This window comes from Nitrospira sp., from assembly GCA_005116745.1.
Classification (GTDB): domain Bacteria; phylum Nitrospirota; class Nitrospiria; order Nitrospirales; family Nitrospiraceae; genus Nitrospira_D.
Window position 1 is genome coordinate 348,321 of sequence record SWDS01000006.1, and the last position, 22,501, is coordinate 370,821.

18 protein-coding genes are annotated in these 22,501 nt (G+C 56.8%); 2 read left to right on the top strand and 16 right to left on the bottom strand.

Annotated features, from left to right (window positions below):
• Nucleotides 1-46: 46 nt before the first annotated feature.
• From E8D52_07345 to E8D52_07420, 16 genes are all read right to left on the bottom strand, one after another.
• Entirely contained in the window at nucleotides 47-685 is a 639-nt protein-coding gene (locus E8D52_07345; GenBank protein ID TKB68794.1) for a hypothetical protein, read from the bottom strand.
• 530 nt (nucleotides 686-1,215) lie between these two features.
• Entirely contained in the window at nucleotides 1,216-1,608 is a 393-nt protein-coding gene (locus E8D52_07350; GenBank protein ID TKB68795.1) for a DUF2294 family protein, read from the bottom strand.
• A gap of 634 nt (nucleotides 1,609-2,242) precedes the next feature.
• Complete coding sequence (locus E8D52_07355) at nucleotides 2,243-2,644, bottom strand: universal stress protein (GenBank protein ID TKB68796.1); 402 nt, start codon at nucleotides 2,642-2,644, stop codon at nucleotides 2,243-2,245.
• Nucleotides 2,645-2,748: 104 nt separating this feature from the next.
• Complete coding sequence (locus tag E8D52_07360; GenBank protein ID TKB68797.1) at nucleotides 2,749-4,119, bottom strand: SulP family inorganic anion transporter; 1,371 nt, start codon at nucleotides 4,117-4,119, stop codon at nucleotides 2,749-2,751.
• Nucleotides 4,120-4,430: 311 nt separating this feature from the next.
• Complete coding sequence (locus E8D52_07365) at nucleotides 4,431-5,834, bottom strand: sigma-54-dependent Fis family transcriptional regulator (protein TKB68798.1); 1,404 nt, start codon at nucleotides 5,832-5,834, stop codon at nucleotides 4,431-4,433.
• A 1-nt stretch (nucleotide 5,835) separates the two neighbouring features.
• Nucleotides 5,836-7,821, bottom strand: coding sequence for a PAS domain S-box protein (locus tag E8D52_07370; protein TKB68799.1), 1,986 nt, complete (start codon nucleotides 7,819-7,821; stop codon nucleotides 5,836-5,838).
• An 87-nt stretch (nucleotides 7,822-7,908) separates the two neighbouring features.
• Nucleotides 7,909-9,192 carry a citrate transporter gene (locus E8D52_07375; GenBank protein TKB69437.1) on the bottom strand — a complete coding sequence of 428 codons (1,284 nt, stop codon included), beginning with the start codon at nucleotides 9,190-9,192 and terminating at the stop codon, nucleotides 7,909-7,911.
• Nucleotides 9,193-9,659: 467 nt separating this feature from the next.
• Nucleotides 9,660-10,091 carry a universal stress protein gene (locus E8D52_07380; protein TKB68800.1) on the bottom strand — a complete coding sequence of 144 codons (432 nt, stop codon included), beginning with the start codon at nucleotides 10,089-10,091 and terminating at the stop codon, nucleotides 9,660-9,662.
• A gap of 115 nt (nucleotides 10,092-10,206) precedes the next feature.
• Nucleotides 10,207-10,407 (bottom strand): (Na+)-NQR maturation NqrM, encoded by a 201-nt coding sequence (gene nqrM / locus E8D52_07385; GenBank protein TKB68801.1) that lies wholly within the window; start codon nucleotides 10,405-10,407, stop codon nucleotides 10,207-10,209.
• Nucleotides 10,404-11,462 carry an FAD:protein FMN transferase gene (locus E8D52_07390; protein TKB68802.1) on the bottom strand — a complete coding sequence of 353 codons (1,059 nt, stop codon included), beginning with the start codon at nucleotides 11,460-11,462 and terminating at the stop codon, nucleotides 10,404-10,406. Before E8D52_07390 ends, nqrM begins: the two co-directional genes overlap by 4 nt.
• A 6-nt stretch (nucleotides 11,463-11,468) precedes the next feature.
• Entirely contained in the window at nucleotides 11,469-12,686 is a 1,218-nt protein-coding gene (locus E8D52_07395) for an NADH:ubiquinone reductase (Na(+)-transporting) subunit F (protein ID TKB69438.1), read from the bottom strand.
• 22 nt (nucleotides 12,687-12,708) lie between these two features.
• On the bottom strand, nucleotides 12,709-13,317 hold the full coding sequence (gene nqrE / locus E8D52_07400) for an NADH:ubiquinone reductase (Na(+)-transporting) subunit E (GenBank protein ID TKB68803.1): 609 nt from the start codon (nucleotides 13,315-13,317) through the stop codon (nucleotides 12,709-12,711).
• Nucleotides 13,314-13,979: an NADH:ubiquinone reductase (Na(+)-transporting) subunit D gene (locus E8D52_07405; GenBank protein TKB68804.1), complete on the bottom strand. Its 666-nt coding sequence runs from the start codon at nucleotides 13,977-13,979 to the stop codon at nucleotides 13,314-13,316. The genes nqrE and E8D52_07405 overlap by 4 nt, the downstream gene beginning before the upstream one ends.
• Before the next feature lie 5 nt (nucleotides 13,980-13,984).
• Complete coding sequence (locus E8D52_07410) at nucleotides 13,985-14,794, bottom strand: Na(+)-translocating NADH-quinone reductase subunit C (protein ID TKB68805.1); 810 nt, start codon at nucleotides 14,792-14,794, stop codon at nucleotides 13,985-13,987.
• A complete protein-coding gene (locus tag E8D52_07415) occupies nucleotides 14,781-15,995 on the bottom strand; it encodes an NADH:ubiquinone reductase (Na(+)-transporting) subunit B (protein TKB68806.1) in 1,215 nt (404 codons plus the stop codon). Before E8D52_07415 ends, E8D52_07410 begins: the two co-directional genes overlap by 14 nt.
• Nucleotides 15,995-17,353: a Na(+)-translocating NADH-quinone reductase subunit A gene (locus E8D52_07420; GenBank protein ID TKB68807.1), complete on the bottom strand. Its 1,359-nt coding sequence runs from the start codon at nucleotides 17,351-17,353 to the stop codon at nucleotides 15,995-15,997. The genes E8D52_07415 and E8D52_07420 overlap by 1 nt, the downstream gene beginning before the upstream one ends.
• Nucleotides 17,354-17,664: 311 nt before the next feature.
• On the opposite strand from E8D52_07420, the gene E8D52_07425 reads away from it, so the two are divergent.
• On the top strand, nucleotides 17,665-19,140 hold the full coding sequence (locus E8D52_07425; protein TKB69439.1) for a YdiU family protein: 1,476 nt from the start codon (nucleotides 17,665-17,667) through the stop codon (nucleotides 19,138-19,140).
• Between the two features lie 128 nt (nucleotides 19,141-19,268).
• A complete protein-coding gene (locus E8D52_07430; GenBank protein TKB68808.1) occupies nucleotides 19,269-22,493 on the top strand; it encodes a hypothetical protein in 3,225 nt (1,074 codons plus the stop codon).
• Nucleotides 22,494-22,501: the final 8 nt, after the last annotated feature.

A 22,501-nucleotide genomic window follows, 5' to 3' on the forward strand; every position in this document is an offset into this window, starting at 1 on the left:
CCATGACGATGCCGTACCCACCGCATCGGCTTCCATGGCGCACGAGTTACATGAACTTCTTTGGAAACTGTTTCACCAAGGCGGCCGTGAGGGCATCGGCAATAACATAGACATGATGTTCCATGACCGGCCAGGTTTCTTCCTCGCCGGCGTAATCTTTGTCTTGGAACTTGTTGATTTGAGCCACATGATGGTCAACATTCGTGGCAAATAGATTTCGGACCGTCTCTTTGGAAAGGTGAGGATTGATCCCACTAAAAAAGGTGGCCATTTCGTCGGTGATCGAGGAAAATTCGACCATGGCTGCATCCTGGCGGCGCTTATTCCCGGCCCCAGTGGCCTCGGAGTAGGCTTTAATCACGCCATAGTGCTTCGTCAGCAAATTGCGGAACCGTTCAGCGACCGCATCCCCGTAGAACGGAGCAAATGTTTTCGCCATATCTCTTGTGTTGGTCGCCACGGCCTTCTCCGCAAAGTCTCGCGACCTCAGATCACTTTTCGCGTTGTCCAAGACAACGTTGCGAATCCAGAAGAGGTGTCGAGACCATTCATCACGCAAGACGGCTTGCATATCCGCCGCAGTGACGGGATGTGGCTCTGACATCGAGGACCACTCGTGCGCGCAACCCCCAATGCCGACCATGATGAAGACCAATAGTGCCATGGACCGACGTATGTAGTTCATGCCAACCCCTTTCCTATGATTGAAGTGGACTCAGCTCTCTCCCTGCAGGCAGACGATGGCGTTGACCTTCAGGCGCATACGTATGCGACAAATCTGAACCTGTTATGTAACGCATTCTCATATCCATTATGTAACCAGCATGTAAACAACAAGTAAACAATCACTCGGTTCATGGATACATAGATACGTGGGCAAGGACCCATCTCGAAATAGATGCTGGGATGCGCAAGGGCGGCTTTGGACCTCATGATGGATGGTTTCGGCCTCACGTTTGGCTCGTATCTACCCGAGAACGGGCAAAAATGACGGTGACGGTCCGAGATTCTCTCATTCAGGAGGTCGGCAATTGCGGGATACGCGCCAGGTGTTCTGAAAAGCCCACTGGTCAGAACGACGAACTCAGAAGAACGTGATCTAGTGCTCGTTCGGTGTGACTTGCATCGGCGTGGTCACAATGACAGCGTTCTCTCGTTGCAAGGTTCAAGGGATGAAAACCACAACGATCCGAATTTGAGGGATAGCCAATTCGTCTAACCGTTCGATCGACATGCAGTGGAAGTGGTAAGAGATTCTTGCAGCCGGATGATGAGCGTGGTTCTTCCGGCTGACGGATCGACATCTGCGATGAGGCGCTGCACCTTCGCCCCGATCGCGTCCTCAATTCGCGTACACAAAAGGCTCTGACACGAGTCGAACATGGCTCGGTGAAACTGGCGAAGAAGCGCACGCCCTTCAGTCGACCTTGCCAGCTGGTTTTCGGCTGGAACAGAGGTGGTTCTCGCCAACGCCACTTCGATGAGTTCATCACACACATGCACGTGGACGCTGGAATAACGGGCCTTCATGAACTCCGTGTGAAAGTCCAGTACGGCCAACGTGATCGCATACTCTATTTCAGCCTTATTGGTCAACGCACTCGCCATGGTCTACCCCTCCGTGCGCCACGAGCGAATCCAACGTCCGGTTCGTGGATCTTCGAGTTTTGTGCTGTAGTGCTCGCGAAGAAACGCTTCATGTTCAGACGAAAGACAGGGTGTGCCAGCACCCAAGTCTCTGGACGAGCAGATCCTATCCATGTCGTGGGGTGAGGTCATGTCCTCTGACGTGATAGCCATTTCTGCTGTCGTTAAGGACTTCATCGTGCGTCTCTTAGGGGTGGGACTGCACGCGTCACTCGGTGGGCGCCTTCGCGCCCACCGGACTGTCCCGTCTATCAATAGGCTTTGTTGAATCCGGGCTCTCCGGCATAGGCTCACAACCTCTGAAAGGGCTATCGGACCATCCGCTCAGGCAATTGATGGTAAATGCAAATCAGAGTCCAGACCGTTTGAAGTCTGCACGGCTCGTATGCAACAAAACGATTCACACAAATGCCTCAAAAATAGCGGCTCACGAATTTCACCGAAGTAGTGGGCCTCTCAGCGTGGGAAATTGCCCGTGCATCAGCGCACGAGCCGCACGAGACCTGTGCATCGATGCTCGGCTACAATGTTGACGACTATTGGGGTTGCAGGGAGTGCGGCACAGAAGGTTGGCTTATCCAGGCCGATTCTTGCTTTAATGCGAACGAACCAAGAGAACCGAGGCATCAATCTTGTCGATCAACTGTTCAGCGACTGAACCGATGACCCACCGTTCCAGCGCTCCGCGATATGAACTTCCCACCACCACAAGATCAGCGCCCCATTCTCGTGCACCGTTGGCGAGGGAGTCGACGATTCCAGTCACGCCGTACATGGCCTCAGTGTGTAGGACACGGGTGTCTACGGTCACTCCGTCGCCAACGGCGGATTTGGCCTGCGCCAACAGCCTGAGACTGGCTTTTGGGTCGGTATCCTCGGTGGCAACATAGACAATGCGGAGCGTTCCATGGTTGGAGACAGCCATGCGCTTCGCTTCCATCAATGCTTTGATGGAACTGTCTTTCCCGTCGATCGCTGCCAGAATTTTGATGAACATGGAGCGGCGTCCTAATTGGTCGTTGATAGGTGAGTGAAGGAGGCTACTAGTCGTCTCCCCATCCTCGTGGCTCTTCACCCTGTGATCAATGTGGAGTAGATTTTCTAGCTGACGTCACCACCATTCTTCTTAAGATCATCAATGTATCGTTTGATAATCACACTTCCTGGCATTTTTTCAATATTGACATACACCATATAGTGTACGATCCCGTGCACGGCCATCGCAATCAACAATCCTTCAAAAATACCCACCTTAAAGACCAGGACGCCGCATAAAATGGCAAGGATCATGGCATAGGGACCATGGTGGGTCACATGCACAAGTCCCTCGATCATCTTCCAGCCAGAGAAGATCATGATGATCGCCAGCGCAAACTTTGGGAGATAGGCCAGGGCGTAGGTGTTGAAGGTAAAAAAGGTCACGACACAGCCAATGATGAGGACGGAGAATTTCGTATAGGCGCCAGCCAAGCGATTAGTCGTGCTCTTGGCTAACCCGTCCAGATTGGTCATGCCGCCGAAAAAGCTCGATCCCATATTTGCAATCCAGATGGCCAGCAAGCTGTTGTTGCTGTTGCATTTCCTCTTAAGGGGGTCAATTTTTTCAATGGCGGCGTTGCTCATGACCTGTTCGATGACGTCAATCATGGCGAGCATCACTGCAAACCCTACCATGGCGAGAACTGTGAGGGGACGCTCAAAGTGCGGAATCGGCAGCGCGAGCGTGAGCTCCGTGTCATCCATGGACAGCATAGGCACCGAGATGAACTGGGCGAGAATGGTCCCCGCGGCGATGATGACAAAGTAGGGAATTGCCGGTTGCGTACTCTTGAACTTCAAAAAGAGCGCGACAAAGACGCCATAACCAACCATGGAGATCAGGATCATCTGGATACGCGCGCCGTTCAAGAACGAATCAGCAGCTTCCATGTCTGGGGGGAGCTCATAGGTGAAGGTAAGAAACTTGAGCGCGATCTTCAGACCGACGCCTGCCAACAGCCCTTCGACGAGGTAGACCGGCACCGCCACCAAAATATAGCGCTGCCAGTTGAATCTCCATATGAGGCCTTGGATGGTCGCCGTCAGGAAAATCGCGAAGGCCATATTCTCCATGCCAAAGGTGGCCACGCCGACCGCCAGGACTGGCGCCAGACCTGCTGCGATTCCTGGGCAGCCGATGTAGTTGCCTGGCTTGAACCAGGCATTGACCCAGCCGATCAAGCAGGCAAACGCCACGGTTGCCAGCCCCACCTTAATAGGATACTCGGACATCATGGCGATGCCGACCGTCAATGGGATGGCCATCGATCCCGCGATCAGTCCTGCGGCCATATCACGCCCTGCGTATTGTGCTTGGAAAGCGGCTGATCCAGGTATGGCAACCGGTTCTGTCAGGACAGGTTGATCACTCCCGGTATCATGAAGTTCATCTTCGGCTGACTCTACATTTCTTTCTGCTTCATACGTTGTCATAGGCGGTGTCTCAATATTGTTGGGGCCGATTCAATTGGACTTGCTGGCACTCGGTCGCGCTCAACACATTCATCTGGTTACTACATAGAGACAGCAAGAAGGGGGCCGTACATCCTGGCTGTGGCCCTGTGACTCAAGTCGGCATAGTTAAAGGAAAAATGATGAGAGGCTCAGGCTAGACTCAGATCACGACGACCAGAACTCCAAGAGACTGAGTGCAGGTGCACATGCCCGTGCGTCTATGCACGGATCGGGAAAGCTATAACGTAGGATAGAAGTTCCAGTAGAGCAGACGGCTACCCCAAACCATCTTAGGAATCGGGCTTTCGACGGCGATCGAGCATCCAACGGGTAATGCCGAGATGTTTGGCGGCAAGGGATTTATTTCCGTTGGAACGGCTCAAGACTTCGGTGATGATACGGTCCTCGAGATCAGACAGGGACTCACCGAGGCGGAAGGTCACGTGGACCTGATCGGGATCCGCCGTGTCAGAAAAAGTGGATGTAGGCTGAGCCATATCCATCGCTGGCTGTGTGGGATATCCTTCCATGTCGGATGGAAAATGAACTGATTCGAGCGTATCCGTCGGACAGAAAAGCACCGCACGTTCGATGAGATTGCTCAACTCGCGCACATTGCCGGGGAAATAGTATTGCAACAGAATGGCTTGTGCGCTGTCTCCGAAATGACGAACCGGTTTTCTCAGAGAAAGAGCCGATCGGGTCAAGAATTGCTCGGCTAATGGCATGATGTCATCCTGCCGCTCCCGCAGGGGGGGGATCATAAGAGTCACGACATTCAGTCTGAAGTAGAGGTCTTCACGAAACTCACCTTTGGTGACCGCCTCTTTCAAATTCCGATTCGTTGCGGCCATGAAGCGAACATCCACGGGGATGTTGGCTGACCCGCCCACGCGCCGGAACGTACGTTCCTCGATCACGCGTAACAACTTCGCTTGCAAGGGGAGGGGGAGGTCCCCGATCTCATCAAAAAGGACCGTCCCTCCCTCTGCCAATTCGATCAATCCGGTTTTGCGGCCAGTCGCGCCAGTGAACGAGCCTTTTTCGTGCCCGAACAGTTCGCTTTCAAAGAGTTCCCGTGGAATCGATGGACAGTCCACCTCGATACAGGGCTTCTGGGCCCTGGCGCCGTTCGAGTGGATCACGCGGCTGATGTATTGCTTCCCGGTGCCGGTTTCTCCTTGGAGCAATACGGTCACACGGTCGTTCTTGGCGAGTTCACGGACCTGGCTCATGAAGGACTGCGTTGCCGGGCTCTTAGCAATAACGCGGCTGAGCGCATAGCGCTCTACATCTTGCCCACTCTGCAAATGAACCTGGCGCTGCAGCGTGAGCAGTTGAGTCGCCCTGGCCAAGGCGTGCTGCAGGTCTTCCATATCGATGGACTTGGCGACAAAGTCGAACGCGCCGCGCCTCGTCGCTTCAACCGCATCCTTCACCGTACCCCTGGCGGTTAGCAGAATGACGAGCAAGTTGGGGGAGGTCTGCTTGACACGCTCGAGTACGTCCAAGCCGGATAGATTCGGCATCACAAGGTCTAGCACCAGAATATCCGGCTCAAAGGTCTTCAGCAGGGTCAAACATTCTTCTCCAGATCCTGCCGTCTGCACGGCGTAGCCTTGATCGGCAAGGCGCAGGGCGAACGCTTCGCGGACCGAGGCTTCGTCTTCCACCAATAGGAGTTGCCAGGTCATATTAGGTCTCTCGCTTCAGGGGCAGCCACACCTCGACGATTGCTCCACTTCCGGGAGGGCTGCTAATCGCCAATTGCCCGCCGTGTCGCTCGACGATGTCGTGGGTGATCGTCAAGCCCAGGCCGACCCCTTTCGCTTTCCCATTCGTAAAGAACGGTTCGAAGATTCGCTGTAGATCCTCGGGCTCGATGCCTTTCCCCGTATCGGAGAACGTCACCGAAATCCCCGGACCTTGTTTTGCGTTCAAGGCGATTCGGATCGTCAATTCTCCTCCGTTCGCCATGGCGTCAATCGCATTCATTGAGATATTCAGAAAGGCTTGTTGCAGGTGGGCACGGGAGGCATCCACCACAGGACCCTCCGGGATGATTTTTTTTACACGGATCCGCTGCTTGCTGAGATTGGGCTGCAGCAGTGTCAGCATGTCGTCGATCAGGGATGGGAGATCGCAGGGCTGGAGATCAAACGGGCGTGGCCGCAATTGGCCTAGATGGGATTCCAGTAGCTCGTCGATACGAGCTGCTTCGCGCGCGATGAGCGCGCAGCGGTCTCTCGCGGCCCGCGGCAATTGGTCCTGTTCTGCGAGATGCGTCGCCAGACTTCCGAGCCCGATTAGCGGATTGCGGACTTCATGCAAGATGCCGCCGGCCAGCTGTCCGATCAATTTCACCTGTTCAGCGTGGCGCAGGGCTTCCAGCATCTGTTCCCGCTCGCTGAGATCCGTTAAAATCGCCAAATAGAATTGCGTAGTCCCGTCACGATCTTTGACGGGGCTCACGCTTTCCCAGACCAGGAACTCCGATCCGTCCTTCCGGCGATTGACGAAACGATCCACGAACGCCAGTCCAGAGTGGATCGCTTGCCAGAGTCGTTCATAGAACTCCGGTGGATGCTTGCCTGACTTCAAAAGTGATGGCCGCTGGCCGAGTGCCTCGCCACGTGTCCAACCCGTCATACGCTCGATGGCCGGGTTCCACTCCAGAATGTACCCTTTGGTGTCGGTCAGCATGATCCCATCCTGCGCCGACATGAACAATCGATGATAGAGATCTCGCTGTGTATCGGCACGGCGACGTCGTTCCAGGACCGTTGCCACGGTATTCGCAACCGTACAGAGAAACTCGAGTTCCTTGACGGTGAAGTCACGAACCATCTTGGAATGGGCCGTCATGGCTCCGTACACCCGGTCCTCAACCAGCATCGGCACACACATGCCCGCGATGCCGCCATGCTCGGTCAGAAGCTTTGAGGGCGTGAACCGCGTTTCCTTTCGCAAATCCCGCATGACAACCGGCAGCCGTTCCCGGATGGCGTATCCGGCCTGGGAATGTGTCCCTCCTTCGATCGTCAGCTTGCCGATCAATTCCGGTTCAAGACCGATTCCTGCCACCACAGCCAAGTGATCGTCTGATTCTCGCGGAACAAGAATCTTGCACATCTCGAGTTCGAGGGCCTCAGCGGTATGCTTCACGGCTTCGCTCATCAGTTCCTGCGCCGGGGCATCACTGACGGCCAAGGTGCCGATCCGGGCCAGCACCGATTGAAATCGAGCGATTTGTGATGCTTCCTGTACCAGCTCCGTATGTTCTGTCACGTTTCGGAGAACCAAGAGGACTCCGGTCTCCCCATGGTACGGGACGACGCTGTAGCGGCACTCATAAATAAGCGTTTGGCCTTCGCGGTCAGCGAGCCGATAGGTTTGACTGCCCCTAGATCCCAAGGTTTCCTTATTCCAGACCATCGAATCGGCAAACAGGTGCGCACGTATACTCGTCTCATTCCGTGTGGGTCGGTCACGCGGCACGGCAGTCGCTTCGACCAGTTCGCCGAACTGCGCGTTCTCAAAAATCAGGAGTCCTTTGGCGGTGAGACAGAGTCCGCCTTCCAGACAATCGCTCACCCAGGCCAACACTTCGGCAGCGGCGACTTCGGGTTTGGATTGAACCGGATTTTTAGCAGGAGAAGAATGCGTTGTGCGGTTCTTCACGCGCGGCCTCTGTCTGGGAAAGGGGTCCTATCGAGACAACGTAGTATACCGAGCCGACAGCGACATCGTCGAGAAGGATGAGAAGTTCTAGTGCACCGGCGCCTCGGCCGGTTGGGCAACAGAAGAGGTTGTGACTGGCGGATCGCCGCGTTTGGGAGTGGGGTGCCAGCCCATGACCGCGAGCAGCACACAGAAGCTGATGACATACGCGACCACGACATGCCAGCCGTGATACACCCATCGACCGACGTTTTTCGCATCCGGATACATGTTGGACAAGGCCACGCCGGCCGACGAGCCGAACCAGATCATCGAGCCGCCGAACCCCACCGTGTAGGCGAGCATGCCCCAGTCATAGCCGCCTTGTTTCAGCGCGAGCGCGGTGAGTGGGATGTTGTCGAACACCGCGGAGACGAACCCGAGCCCCATGGCCGATGGCCAGGAGGCGACCGGCAATTTTTCCACCGGCATCATGGAGGCGCAGGTGACCAGTGACAGTAGAAAAATCGTCCCTTTGGTCGCACCGGGTAACAGACTCCAATCCGGCTTGCGTACTGGCGCCGAGACTAGGATCGCCAGGGCCACGGCTACGCCGATGAAGGGGAAATGATCAGCAATCTCGGGGTGTACTAGGTTGATGTACACGTTGGTGGAAATCGCCGCCACCAAAATGAAGCCCACAATACCGACGCGACCCCAGTCCACATGTGTGCCACCGGGCTCATAGGCCATCAACGGCGAATGTTTGTTTTGCTGTAGCGCGGCCGGGATGCCAAACAGGACTAGTGCGACCACCGCGGCGACATACGCGTGGAATACGTCAATCGGGCTCACCCCGTCGATCCACATCATCGTGGTCGTGGTGTCGCCCACCACGCTGCCCGAACCGCCCGCATTGGAGGCGGCGACAATCGCGGCGAGGTATCCAATGTGAACCTTGCCGCGAAAGACGGTCTGTGCCATGGCGCCCCCAATCATCGCTGCAGCGATGTTGTCGAGAAACGAGGACAGCACGAACACCATCGCGAGCAGCGCGAACGCACCCTTCGCTTGTCCCGGCAGGTACTTTGGGAGCACTGCGGGAACATGGCTTTCCTCGAAGTGCTTGGACAGCAATGCAAAGCCCAGCAACAGGCACAGCAGATTGGAAAGAATGACCCACTCATGGGCCAGGTGGCCGACCAAGCCTGGCAGGCCATCGCCGGTCTTGAACCCGGTGAACGCCAATTTGTACAACGCGATCGTTCCGAGTCCAGTGAGCGCCACCTGCAGCGTATGGTGGTGGAACAGCGCCACGCCGAGCAGTGTGAGGGCGAACAAGATGAAATCGAACGGGATGCCAAAAGCGGTGGGTGGGTCAGTCGCCGCGATAGCAAGCGAGGGGGCGAGCCATAATGCGAACGCGGCTCCGGCGATGACCAGCCGCGGACCGATGCCCGCCTGCGACGATGGAATCTTCTGCTCTTCAAGACGCATGACGCTCCCCTGCTTCTCGTTGTTCCTCGCAATACGAGCAGCGAGTCCGCCACTATCGCAAAGCGGTCTTCGTACAAGCGCCCGATCAGGCGACTGTCGATCTGAAGTTTGTTGAATTTCCTGAGGTCGTGGTTCGAAGTGACGACCGGACGATCCAGATACACCGGAAATTCAAAGGAAACCAGAAGCTACACAGGCAGATGAGTATAAATCAAGGCAAACTTTCCACGGAGCATGAATCGAAGACAACTCGGTGAGATTTCCGGCCTGCGTTTCACCGGTGAGGCAAGGGGGACATCACCAACACCCGGCTTTCCGTTCAATGAGCGCGAGTGGTTTGAAATGTTGCGTCGAAACCCGAGTCATTTGACCAGCGTGACGGGGATCTGGGTCAGATGGACGACCTTGGTGGTGACCGAGCCCATCACGAGCCCAGCAATACGCCCGAGTCCACGCGATCCCATAACAATTTCGCCGGCCTCAACTGCTTTGGCGCACTCCACAATCTTTTCGGCGGCATCGCCTTCCTCTGTACTGCTCGCGAACGCCACGCCCGACGCGCGCAGCACGTGCTCCGCCGGTTCGAGAAGCTCACGATTATACTGTGCTGCCATTTCCGCTGCTTTCTTGTCGCCCACGTAGACCTGAATTTCGCCGTACACGCGTAGCGGGGGGTGCACAGTCACGAGATGCACGCGACCTTGTGGCTTCTCACGTGCTCGCTCAATGGCAAGGTGTAGTGCGCGCATTGCGCTCTCCGAGCCATCGAACGGAACCAAGATGGTGTTAGGCATAACGGCCTCTTTCAAGCCAGTGGCGACCAATTAAAGAAAATCAATACACCCTATATCTCGCGGATTCAAGTAGCCAGTGCATACATTCACCGGGGGGGTGGTTGTCTCGGCCCTCTTACAGCAGTTCTTTCCTCGGAGATTGCAGACGGGCCAGACGTTCTGGGCAGGGCTTGTCGCAGCCGGCATCGCACTCCAGCCCGATACGCTCAAGACCGCCACAACTGCCGCCGATCGGACGGCGACCGAGCAGGACACCCACCGCCATCGCCAGGATTGCTATTACCATGACAAGAAAGGTCACCAGGAAAATAGTCATGACAACTCCTCCTGTTTGCGGTACCGCTGGAAGGCGCAACAGACGCGTTCCTCAAACCGGCCATCCCGCTCGATGACAAAGAGGACGGGAAGATTGAGTCGTTCGGCGATGGCCATGCCACGCTCAGGTCCCAACACCTGGAACGCGGTGGCCCAGGCGTCGGCTCGCATGCTGGTCTCCGCCAGCACCGTCACCGACACCAGATGATTATCGATCGGCCAGCCGGTGGTCGGATCGATGGTATGGGAATAGCGTCGCCCGGCGATTTCAAAAAAGTTTCGATAATTGCCTGAGGTGGCGAGCGCGATGTCGCTGAGGGCCAGCATCGTCTGCACCGAACGTTCGCCTGACAACGGTTTCTCGATCGCAATCCGCCAAGGTGTATCCTGATTCTTGAGCCCGCGTACCCGTATCTCGCCCCCGATCTCCACCATATAATGTTCAATGCCGTGCGCGGTCATGAGTTCAGCCACTCGGTCCACCCCGTAGCCCTTGGCGATTCCGGAAAGATCCAGAAAGACATCAGGGCGGTGCTTGCGCACCGCCTGCTGAGCCTCACTGAGTGTGACTTTGTCGAGACCGCTGCGCTTGCGCGCGGCGGCAATGTCGGTTTCAAGCGGGATGCGGTCCGGATGAAACTCGGGGCCGAAGCCCCAGAGATTGACCAGGGGACCAACTGTGATGTCAAACGCCCCTTCGCTCTGGGCTCCGATCTCGAGCGCGGCTTTGAGCACGGTACGTAGCGAATCGGATGCGGGCACCCAGTCGGTCGTGCGCAGACGGTTCAAGCGCGACAGCTCCGATTCCGGGTCATAGGTAGACATGGTGTGATTGATCTCGGCCAGCAAGGCATCCACTTCTGTTTGCATCACTTTCAGTGTCGGAGCATTCTGGGTGGGGCGGTATTTCACGTTATAGGTGGTTCCCATGGTGGGACCACTCATGTGCAGCTCTGCGATAGGCGGCTCAGGACGCAGCAGGCTGAAGCCGGCACCGGCAGCGAGCAGAGCGATCAACGCAATCAGCGTACGCAGGCGCGGGATGGAGAGATGCATGGACGGTCATCCTCCGAAGTCATCGAGCATGATGTTTTCCCGCTCGACTCCCAGATCCAACAGCATCTTGATCACAGCGGCATTCATCATCGGCGGTCCGCAGAGATAGTACTCACAATCTTCTGGCGCCGGATGGGTCTTCAGATACTCATTATACAGCACGTTATGGATGAAGCCGGTATAGCCGCCCCAGTTGTCCTCAGGGAGAGCGTCGGACAAGGCAACATGCCACTTGAAGTTGTCATGCGCGGCGTCCAGCTTATCGAAATCGTCGACATAGAACATCTCACGCTTCGATCGAGCTCCGTACCAGAAGGACATCTTGCGTGTGGTCTTGAGGCGGCCCAGCTGATCGAAAATATGCGAACGCATGGGCGCCATCCCTGCGCCACCGCCGATGAATACCATCTCGTTGTTGGTGTCACGCGCAAAGAACTCGCCGAACGGTCCAGAGATGGTGACCTTGTCGCCCGGTTTCAGTCCAAACAGGTAGGAGGACATTTTACCCGGAGGTAGATCTTGCGTGCGCGGCGGGGGCGTGGCAATGCGAATATTGAGCATAATGATGCCACGCTCCTCTGGGTAGTTGGCCATGGAGTAGGCGCGCTCGATGGGCTCGTTGACCTTGGACACAAGCTCCCAAAGTTTCAGCCGGTCCCAGTCGCTGCGAAACCGTTCTTCGATATCAAAGTCCTTAAACGTGTGCTCATACGGAGGACAGAAAATCTGGATATACCCTCCGGCACGGAAATCGACATATTCATCCTGAGGAAGCTCCAGGACCAGTTCCTTGATGAAGGTGGCTACATTGTGGTTGGAGCGGACGGTACATTCCCATTTCTTGACCCCAAACACTTCATCTGGAACCTCGATCTTCAGGTTCTGCTTGACTGCCACCTGGCAAGAGAGACGGTAGCCCTCGCGCGCTTCACGCTTGTTGATATGCGAGGTTTCGGTCGGCAGAATGACTCCACCCCCTTCGAAGACTTTGACCCGGCACACTCCACACGTACCACCGCCGCCGCAGGCGGAACTGACAAAAATCTTGGCGTCGCCAAGCGCATTGAGCAACTTGCCTCCGATCGGGGTCTCGATCGATTTCTTGTCGTTGATGGTGATCGTGATATTGCCGCTGGCCACCAGTTTGGAGCGCGCACTCAGAATGAAGACGACGAGAATGAGGACGAACCCGGTGAATACACCGACTCCCAGGAGGATCTCGATCATACGCGGTCTCTCATCAGACTCAGAGTTGAATTCCAGAAAAGGCCATGAACCCGAGTGCCATTAACCCAGCGGTGATGAAGGTGACACCCAGTCCCTGTAAGCCTTCTGGTATGTCGGAATACTTGAGCTTCTCACGTACCCCTGCCATCGCCACGATCGCGAGCGCCCATCCGACACCGGAGCCCACGCCATAGGTGACGCTCTCACTAAAGTTATAGTCGCGTTCGACCATAAACAGACAGCCTCCGAGGATGGCGCAGTTGACCGTAATCAGCGGCAAAAAGATCCCCAGCGAGTTGTAGAGTGAGGGGACGTATCGATCAAGAAACATTTCCAGGACCTGGACGACCGCCGCAATGACGCTGATGTAGGTGATGAGCCCCAAGAAATCCAGACTGATCTCAGGGAGCCCTGCCCAGGCCAGCGCGCGATCACGGATCAGAAACTGGTAGATCAGATTATTAATCGGGATGGTCAGACTTTGAACGACGACCACCGCGATGCCAAGTCCGAGCGCCGTACCGATTTTTTTCGAGACAGCCAGAAATGTGCACATGCCGAGAAAAAACGTCAGTGCAAGATTCTCGACGAAGACCGCTTTGATAAATAAATTCACCAGGTCAATCATGAGGCCACCTCCGGACGAGGCGCGTGATAGATCTGGTAGTCTGGTTGTTCGACTTGTGCCGGCTTCCAGGAACGCACCACCCAAATGATCATGCCGATCAGGAAAAACGCACTCGGGGGCAGGAGCAGCAGGCCGTTCGGCACATACCATCCACCATCCCGATCAAGAGGAAGGATCGGATACCCAAACAGGGAACCGGACCCCAACAATTCGCGTATGACCCCGACGACCATGAGGAGCGCGCTATAGCCGAGACCGTTGCCAAGTCCATCAAGGAAGCTGGGGAGTGGGGGATGTTTCATCGCGTAGGCTTCCGCGCGTCCCATGACGATACAATTGGTGATGATCAACCCGACGAAGACCGACAGGTCTTTGCTGATGGTGAATGCATAGGCTTTGATGAACTGATCGGTGACGATGACCAGCGACGAAATAATCGTCATCTGCACAATGATGCGGATGCTGCTCGGGGTATGATTGCGGACCAGACTAATGGCGGCATTGGAGCAGGCGGTCACGATGGTTAGCGCGAGGCACATGGTGATCGTGGTGGAGAGCTTCGATGTCACGGCCAATGCCGAGCAAATTCCGAGAACCTGGAGGATGACCGGGTTATTATCGACGATCGGTTCGAAGATTATTTTGTTGTGTTGGTATGACATGAGCGTTAGCTCCTTTCCTGTCGCAAACGGGATAGATACGGCCCGTACCCCTTGTCGCTCAGCCAGAACTTCAGCAAATTCTCAACACCTCGCGAGGTGATGGTGGCCCCGGCGAGTGCGTCGACCTGATGTTGAGCCTCGGGGGTGGAACTGTCAATTGCGACCTTCGTCACTTCAACCTGAACCTTCCAGTTCTCGTCGAAGAGGACTTTGCCTGTCCATTGTGCTCGCCACTTGGGATTGTCGATCTCTCCACCGAGTCCCGGAGTCTCGGCATGCTGATAGAAGCGGAGGCCCTGAACCGTTCGCAGATCCTCCTCCAGCGCGAGAAACCCGTACATCGTGGACCACAGTCCATAGCCATACACCGGTAGGATCAGTTTCTTGAACTCGCCGTTGGCGCTGACAATCCGATAGATCGGCAAATAGCGTGGTTCGCGCCTGATCCCCGCCACATCCTCTCGGCGAGTGAGCTCGGTAGAGATCGCAGGATCCTTTCCGGCCTTGACGATATTAAAGGTGTCAGGATCGATCCCCTTCACCTCGTCACCGGTCGCCAGTTCGACCATGCGGGCGTCGATTCGTTTGAGCGCTTGTTCTTCCGTCAGTCCTTCCTTGAGCAGGCCGGAGACCGCAAGCACATTCCGTATGAGGTCGGCCTTCTGATTCGATTCCTGAATGGGGCGAAGGAGCACCGCCGCACCAGCGACTACCACCGAGCAGGCCAGACAGAGGACAAGCGTCACCAACAGTGTCCTGCTCGCACTTTCGACTGGCGCAGTGGAGACGGCGGAATCGGATTCAGGCGCGGACATGGCGGCGTAGCCTCCGTCGGATATTTAGCTGAATGACCGTATAATCAATCAGGGGTGCGAATACATTAGCAAACAAAATCGTGAGCATCACGCCTTCAGGAAACGCGGGATTCGCCACGCGGATCAGCACGGTCATCGCCCCGATCAGAATACCGAAGGCCCAGCGCCCGGCACTCGTCATGGCGGCCGACACGGGGTCAGTGGCCATGAAGACCGCGCCGAAGGCAAACCCGCCCAGCACCAGGTGCCAGTACCAGGGCATCGCCACCATAGGATTGGTCTCGCTGCCGATCATATTGAACAGGAGCGAAGCTCCGACCATTCCTACAAAGCACCCGACGATAATGCGCCAGGAAGCGACCCCTGTATAGATCAGGAATGCTGCGCCGAGCAGACAGGCCAGAGTGGAGGTTTCCCCCATAGAGCCGGGCATCAGGCCGAGAAAGGCATCCCACCAGGTCGTGCCCCCGCGGATGATCTCCTCGACGCCGCCCACTTTCCCCAGGCTGAGCGCGGTCGCACCGGAATAGCCATCCACCGCCACCCACACCCGATCACCGGAGATTTCGGCGGGATAGGCGAAAAACAGAAACGCCCGCGCGGTTAGGGCGGGATTGAGAAAATTCTTGCCGGTCCCGCCGAAGATTTCTTTGCCGAGGACCACGCCGAAGCTGATCCCGATGGCGACCATCCAGAGAGGCATATTGGGTGGCAGTGTCAGCGTGAAGAGCATCGAGGTGACCAGGAAACCTTCATTGATTTCTTTCTGGCGCACCGTGGAGAAGACCGTTTCCCAGATACCGCCGACGATCAAGGTCACCAGATAGATCGGCAAAAAGTACAAGAAGCCATGGACCGTATTGGCCAGAATACTGCCGGCATCAAACCCGATATGGAGCGTTGCCAGCAGGTCGTACCGCCAGCCTGTCTTGGCCATCCCTATTTTGGCGAGGGCCAGATTCGCCTGATAGCCTGTGTTGAACCAGCTCCACAGGATGCAGGGAATCAGCGCCACCACCACATACACCATCAATCGTTTCAGATCGATGCCATCTCGCACATGCGGCGCGTGGTGCGTGGTTTCGGGAGAGGAATAGAAGAACCCATCGACCATCTCGAACACGGGATAGTACTTTTCATACTGGCCTCCCTTGGCAAACAGGGGCCGGAGACGATCGAGATAGCGTTTCATACCTGCCATCAGCCTTCTTTCTCAATCTGGCTCAACACGTTCCGCAGCACCGGGCCGTAGTCGTTTTTGCCGACACACACAAAGGAGCATAATGCGAGGTCTTCCTCATCCAGTTCCATGCAGCCCAACTGTTGCGCCATGTCAGTGTCGCCCACCATGAGGTAGCGCAGCAACTGCGTCGGGAGGATGTCCAGCGGCATGATATCTTCGAAGTTGCCGAAGGGCACCATGGCGCGTAGACCTCCGTTGAGCCCGGTGGTCAACCCAAACTCTTCCCGTCGGTAACGGAAGAGACTCGATAGCATGACGTTACTCTGGGAGAATGTGTTCCGCCCAGGTGTGAACCAGCCCATGAACGTTCGTTCGACCCCTTCCGGAATCACGGATATCTGAAGGTGATGGCGCCCCAGATAGGACGACCAGCTCGCTGCGTGACGCCCCGACAAGATCGAGCCGGAGATGACGCGGCTCTCACCGTCTTGAACCTCACCCTCGATCAACTCCTCGATACAGGCGCCGAGCCTGGTCTGCAACAGGCGCGGCTGTTTCACGTGAGGTCCGCCTAGCGCGACGATGCGCGTGGTCGATAAGCGGCCGCTGGTAAACAGCTTGCCGATCGCGATCACCTCTTGGTAGTTGAGGTGCCAGACCACCTTGCTGACGTCGACCGGTTCGAGAAAGTGAATATGCGTCCCCGGCAGACCGGCCGGGTGAGGGCCTTCAAAACTGGCCTGGCGTATGTGGCCTATCCCCTGTGGTAACGGCAGTTCAGCTGCCGGCGACGTGCACACCCACAGCGGCATGGTGCCCAGGCGCGACATCACTGTCAGGCCATGGCCGAAGGACTCGGCCTCCGCTGTAATAAGTGGAACAGGATTGGCGGCCAGCGGGTTGCTATCCATCGCCGTCACGAAGATGGCCGCCGGACGTGTGGTCGGGTCGGCGATCTTGCTATAAGGACGCGCACGTAAGGCCACCCACAGACCTGATGCCAAGAGATTGTCCACCACCTGCGTGTCGGTCAGGCTGGCCAGTTGGTCGACAGGGTAGGATGCAAAGGTCTCCTCGTCTTCGGTGTCGTCGAGCCGGATGACGACCGACTGGAGCAGGCGTTGCGCTCCACGGTGGATCGCACGCACTGTGCCGGCACCCGGGGCCGTGATGCGCACGCCGGGTAACTTCTTGTGCTCGAACAATGCTTGGCCGAGCTTCACCTTGTCCCCTTCGGCGACGAGCATGGCGGGCTTAAGATCAACATGATCCACGCCGAGCACGCCAACGTGGCGGACAGGTTTGGCGACATGGACCAGCTGCTCAGGCTTCCCACTGATCGGCACATCCAGTCCCTTTTTAATTCTGATCATCATGGCAGTTGCAAAGACAGTCACGCTGTCGAGTTGGGTCAACGAGCGATAGTTAAAGGGTGATGTATTGTTTACACCACCGGATGAGCGTTTCCTTTTTATCCATCATGAGCGCCGCCATATAGGGCGGCAGTAATTTATAGGATCAAACTGCCGCAGTACAACTGTTTGGACACCTTGCTGTCAACCCTCATTCTTGTGATAGGAATGTCAGATGGCTTGCCTAGGGTATGCCTTTTAATCAGAACGGACCTCCTGTCATCGACGAACGTGAGTAAGTGGCGAAATCCGAGGGCGTCATGGTACACAGAACCATGACGCAGCGCACCGTGGAAACCCTCTCCTTCGACAATACCTATGCTCGGATGCCACAAGCCTTTTACTCGCGAGTGAACCCCACTCCCTTTCATGCTCCACCGTATCTCATTCACACCAATTCAGCCGCCGCCGAGCTGATCGATCTCGACCCAGAACAATGTACGAGGCCAGAATTCTCAGCGCTCTTTGGTGGGAGTTCATTGGCGCCTGGCATGGAGCCGTTGGCCATGCTGTATTCCGGCCATCAGTTCGGTGTCTATGTTCCGCAACTTGGTGACGGACGTGCGATCCTGCTTGGGGAGGCAACGAACGAACGAGGAGAACGGTGGGATCTGCACCTGAAAGGGGCGGGGATGACACCGTTCTCACGCGATGGAGACGGCCGGGCGGTGCTGCGCTCGACGATCCGTGAGTATCTCTGCTGCGCGGCCATGCAGGGGCTCGGCATCCCGACGACGCAGGCACTCTGTCTCGTCGGCAGTGACGACAAGGTCTATCGCGAACAGATCGAGACTGGCGCGATGGTGGTCCGCATGGCGCCGTCACATGTCCGCTTCGGTACATTCGAGGTCTTCTACTACCGAAAGCAACATGAGCATCTGAAAACGCTGGCCGACTATGTGATCGAGCACCACTTTCCACATCTTCGTGATGATGGCGACAAGTACGCCTGGTTCTTTACCGATGTTGTTGAGCGCACTGCACGGTTGATCGCTCAATGGCAGGCCGTTGGTTGGGCACATGGGGTCATGAATACCGACAATATGTCGATCCTCGGCCTGACGCTGGACTATGGGCCGTACGGCTTCATGGATGAGTACGACGCCGGCTTCATCTGTAATCACTCAGACCACAACGGCCGCTATGCCTTCAATCAGCAGCCCTACATCGGGCTCTGGAATCTGAGCTGCTTGGCACAAGCCTTGGTGCCATTGGTGGAAAAAGCTGTGTTGAAAGCAGGCCTGGAGACCTATCAGCCCCTCTTTGATCAGGAATATCAGAGGCAGATGCGGGCGAAACTCGGATTGGTCGACGCGCAGCCGGAAGACGACGAACTCATTCGCAACTTCATGGGCTTGCTCCAGGGCAGCCATGCGGATTACACAATCGTATTCAGGGAATTGAGCGCGTTTTCCACTGCGGAAGACGCAACGAACGACAGACTGCGAGAACACTTCCTCAGCCGTGATCGGTTTCACGAGTGGGCCGCGCGCTATCGAGATCGCCTGCGGAGTGAACGCAGCCATGACGACGACCGGCGTGAGAGGATGAATCGTGTGAATCCCATGTATGTGCTGCGCAACTATCTTGCTCAGACCGCGATTGAGAACGCACAACACAAGGACTTCTCCGAGATCGCCCGCCTCTTCACGCTGCTGCAAGAGCCCTTCAAGGACCAGCCTGGCATGGACGCCTACGCCCTTCCGCCACCCAACTGGGGGAAACATCTCTCTGTGAGTTGCTCGTCCTAGTCGGCTGTGACTGTTGCAATTGCGTTGTAAGGGCCCTCGGCTTCACTCTCAGGACGGTCTGTTGTAGAGTGTCGCGCGTGGCATCTGCACGAAGGTCTCTCTGACGCACCACATCTCCGAGAAGCCAGATGGCAAAAAAACAAAGCGATTCCAAGATAGCGGTGGCAGGCGCCCTTACGCTCGTGCTGGCGCTGGCCGGCGTCATGCTGGTGAAAGAACCGCTGCGCAGCTCCCGACCAGTCGGGACGGGATTGGATATGAGAGCGACCGTCGAGGAGCAAACAGTGCGTGCCCGTTTGTGGGAAGATCCCGTCGCGGCAGTTCAGCGGGGCCTACGGGAAGTCAAGACGAGCCGGCCCTCCACCACCCCTGTTCCGCCGCTCACACAGCGGCTCCGATCACTCCGACAAGCGATCGCAGATCGGGTCAAGGATGGCCATCACGTCACGGTCCTTCTCGTGACGACCAGCGGAGGACCCTATGTCGAAAGTACCGAGTCGCGGGTTCGTGATCGCTATGCGGTAGGTACTGCACTGGGGGTGGCCTGTTACGTGCCGGAACAAGAAGGCCAGCTGTCTTTTGTTGAGTGGGATCCGCAGAGTCCCATTCCGGCGCTGCCATACGAATGGTATCGACTCAGAAAGACCAGAGTCTGTGACGAGGACGCAACGCGCTCTCAGCGCGTGCTGGTCGTGTGGTTTCCGGACGAGGCACTGAGCCGGGGATTTCTCGCGAGTCTGACATCGTTCTCTCAAGCGCTTGTCTGCCGAGAAGCTGAGAAGAAAAGCGAGTGCCTCCTCACGGACGATAGGCGCAGGCTCGTTCGATTGAATCCGAATCTGCAACAGGCTATCACCTTCAAGATCCTGGGACCTCGTACGTCCTCGGCATTTCGGGCACTCCTGGTCGAGGCGAGTGAATCGTATGCCGAGCCCCACGAAAGGGTCGGGGTCTGGCCGAATGCCGATGGCTGGATCGAGCTGTACTCCCCATGGAGCAGCGCGATGAAAGGGCTCCTGGCCTACGGACTCACAACGGGTGGCGGGAAAAGTGCGGTCTGTGCCACGTATGCCTCCTGCGAGGAGGAATTCGCTCGCCGGTTGTCGGACGCGAATATCCGGTTGGCCTATGATATCGGGTCCGACGATCAGTTGTTCGACTCGTTAGTCGAGGAGCTGGAGCGCCGGCAGGTGCGACTCGGCTGGGATGCCGTCATCCTGATTGGGGAATGGGATTCGTTCTATGGGCGGGCCCTTCCTATTGAATTTCGGGCCGCTGCCTGCAAGAAAATCGGGAGCTTTTCCGAGCGGGATCTGGAAATGATCGACGTACCGGTGACGATCAAACAGTGGTGTTTCGATATTCCCAAGGCCATCGATCTGCAGATTCGGCGGCAAGCTGATTATGAATCACTACGTCTCAACGTCCATCGGTATAGCTACCTGAGCGGCCTTGATGGGGAAGTTCCGGGGGAGGACAAAGGGAAAATCGCTCGCGCCGACAATGCCAAGGATGGCCAGCGGGATCGTCCGGAAGGGACGAGCCAGGTCGATTATGTACGGGCCTTGGTGGATCGAATCCATGACGAGGGGGAGGGGGCTCGAGCCATCGGCATTTTTGGAACGGATCCTTATGATTCGCTCTTGATCATCAAAGCCCTCCGTCCTGCATTCCCGCACGCCATTTTCTTTACGGTTGGCCTTGATGGCCGGCATCTGCACCCGAGCGAGTATAAATGGACACGCAACATGGTCATCGCCTCTCCCTTTGGGTTGCAGTTGGATGGTGGTCTGCAGCGAGATGTCCCGCCCTTCCGTAGCAGCTATCAGACCTCCACCTATTTCGCCGCGTTACAGGCGGTCGGCCATGTCCTGTGCCGCCGTGATGAGCAGGTTGGAACTCCGAGCGGTCCCTGTACGACCACCTACCATGCGGCATTGACACCCGACGACCGTCTCTACGATGCGGGATCTCATGTCAGATTATTCGAGGTGGGTCGGAACGGGGCGGTAGATGTGAGCATCGTGAAGAAAGAAGCGGTGCGCACCATTCACCCTTTGCGCCCCGATCTGGCCTATACGGATGGATATGGCCAGCTGGGACAAGGCGTCGGATTTGACAATGCCGCCGTGGCCGCAGCGACAGCGGTGGGATTTGTCCTCGTGGTGGCGGTGGCCTGGAGCAACCAGCGCCTCTGGTCGGGCATCGTACGATCTCCGCGTGCGCTGAGCACCGCGGCAGTGGTTCTCGTGGCGCTGTTTGCGGTGTTTGTCTTAGCCGGAGGGGCCGAGGCCTTGCTGGCCGGGCATGACAAAGGGGAGCCGTTCTCATGGACGGCCGGTGTCAGTATCTGGCCGAGCGAGCTGTTGCGGTTCTTCGTGGTGGTTCTGACCGTCCTCTTGTTCGTGAAGGGTGCCCGCGATCTTCGGAAAAACGGTGATCAGATCAGCGAGAAGTTTCAGTTCGAAGCGCCATCGGGACGGTACCGCCTCTCTCTTCAGACCTTCTGGACGAATCTCCAGCGGGTCTACCATCCCCTCGCCACCATCGCCCCGATGAAGCTGGACCAGGCCTGGGTCCGGTATCGGGAAGCCAGTCGGCTGAGCCAGGGGATTGTTCGCACACTTCTGTTGTTCATCATCTATGCAGGAGCGATGTGGGCCATCGGCTATTTTGTGTTGGACGAGGAATATATCCATCCCTGCCGTGGGGCCCTGAGTTGCAACGTGGACTCGGTCATGACGCTCGCCAGCGTCGGCATTGTGGTGCTGCTGAATCTGGCGGTATTCGATGCGGTGATGCTCTGCCGCCGGTGGATCGGATGGGTTATCAACTCGACGGGAGGGTGGTCCGACCACATCCGGAACGAGTATCTGCGGAACTACGGGTTGGGTGAAGCGCAGAAATCAGAGTTCGAGAAATTACAGTGTCTCGCTGTGGTAGACCTGATCGCGCAGCGGACGGAGGTGGTCAATCGACTGATCCGGTACCCCTTCATCGCGCTTTTGATCATGATCGCGGCGCGCAACGAGTATTTCGACATCTGGAATTACCCGCTGCTGCTCTTGCTCTCCTGGTCGGTGAATGTGCTGGTGGCGCTCCTCGGCGCGTTTCTCCTCTATCAATCGGCAAGCCGGGCGAAAGCGGCGATGCTCGCCGGGCTCAACCGGCAAATCGTCCAGACCTTGGGAATCGGGAAGGATCACGACGTCCGAGTGAAACAGATTGAGCATGTCATCAGCGAGGTAGAAGACAACGAACAGGGTGCCTTTGTGCCGCTCTATCAGCAGCCGGTGGTCGAATCGTCACTATACGGTTTGGTGGCGCTGCTTCAATATCTGTATCTCCGTTAGGGGGCTGA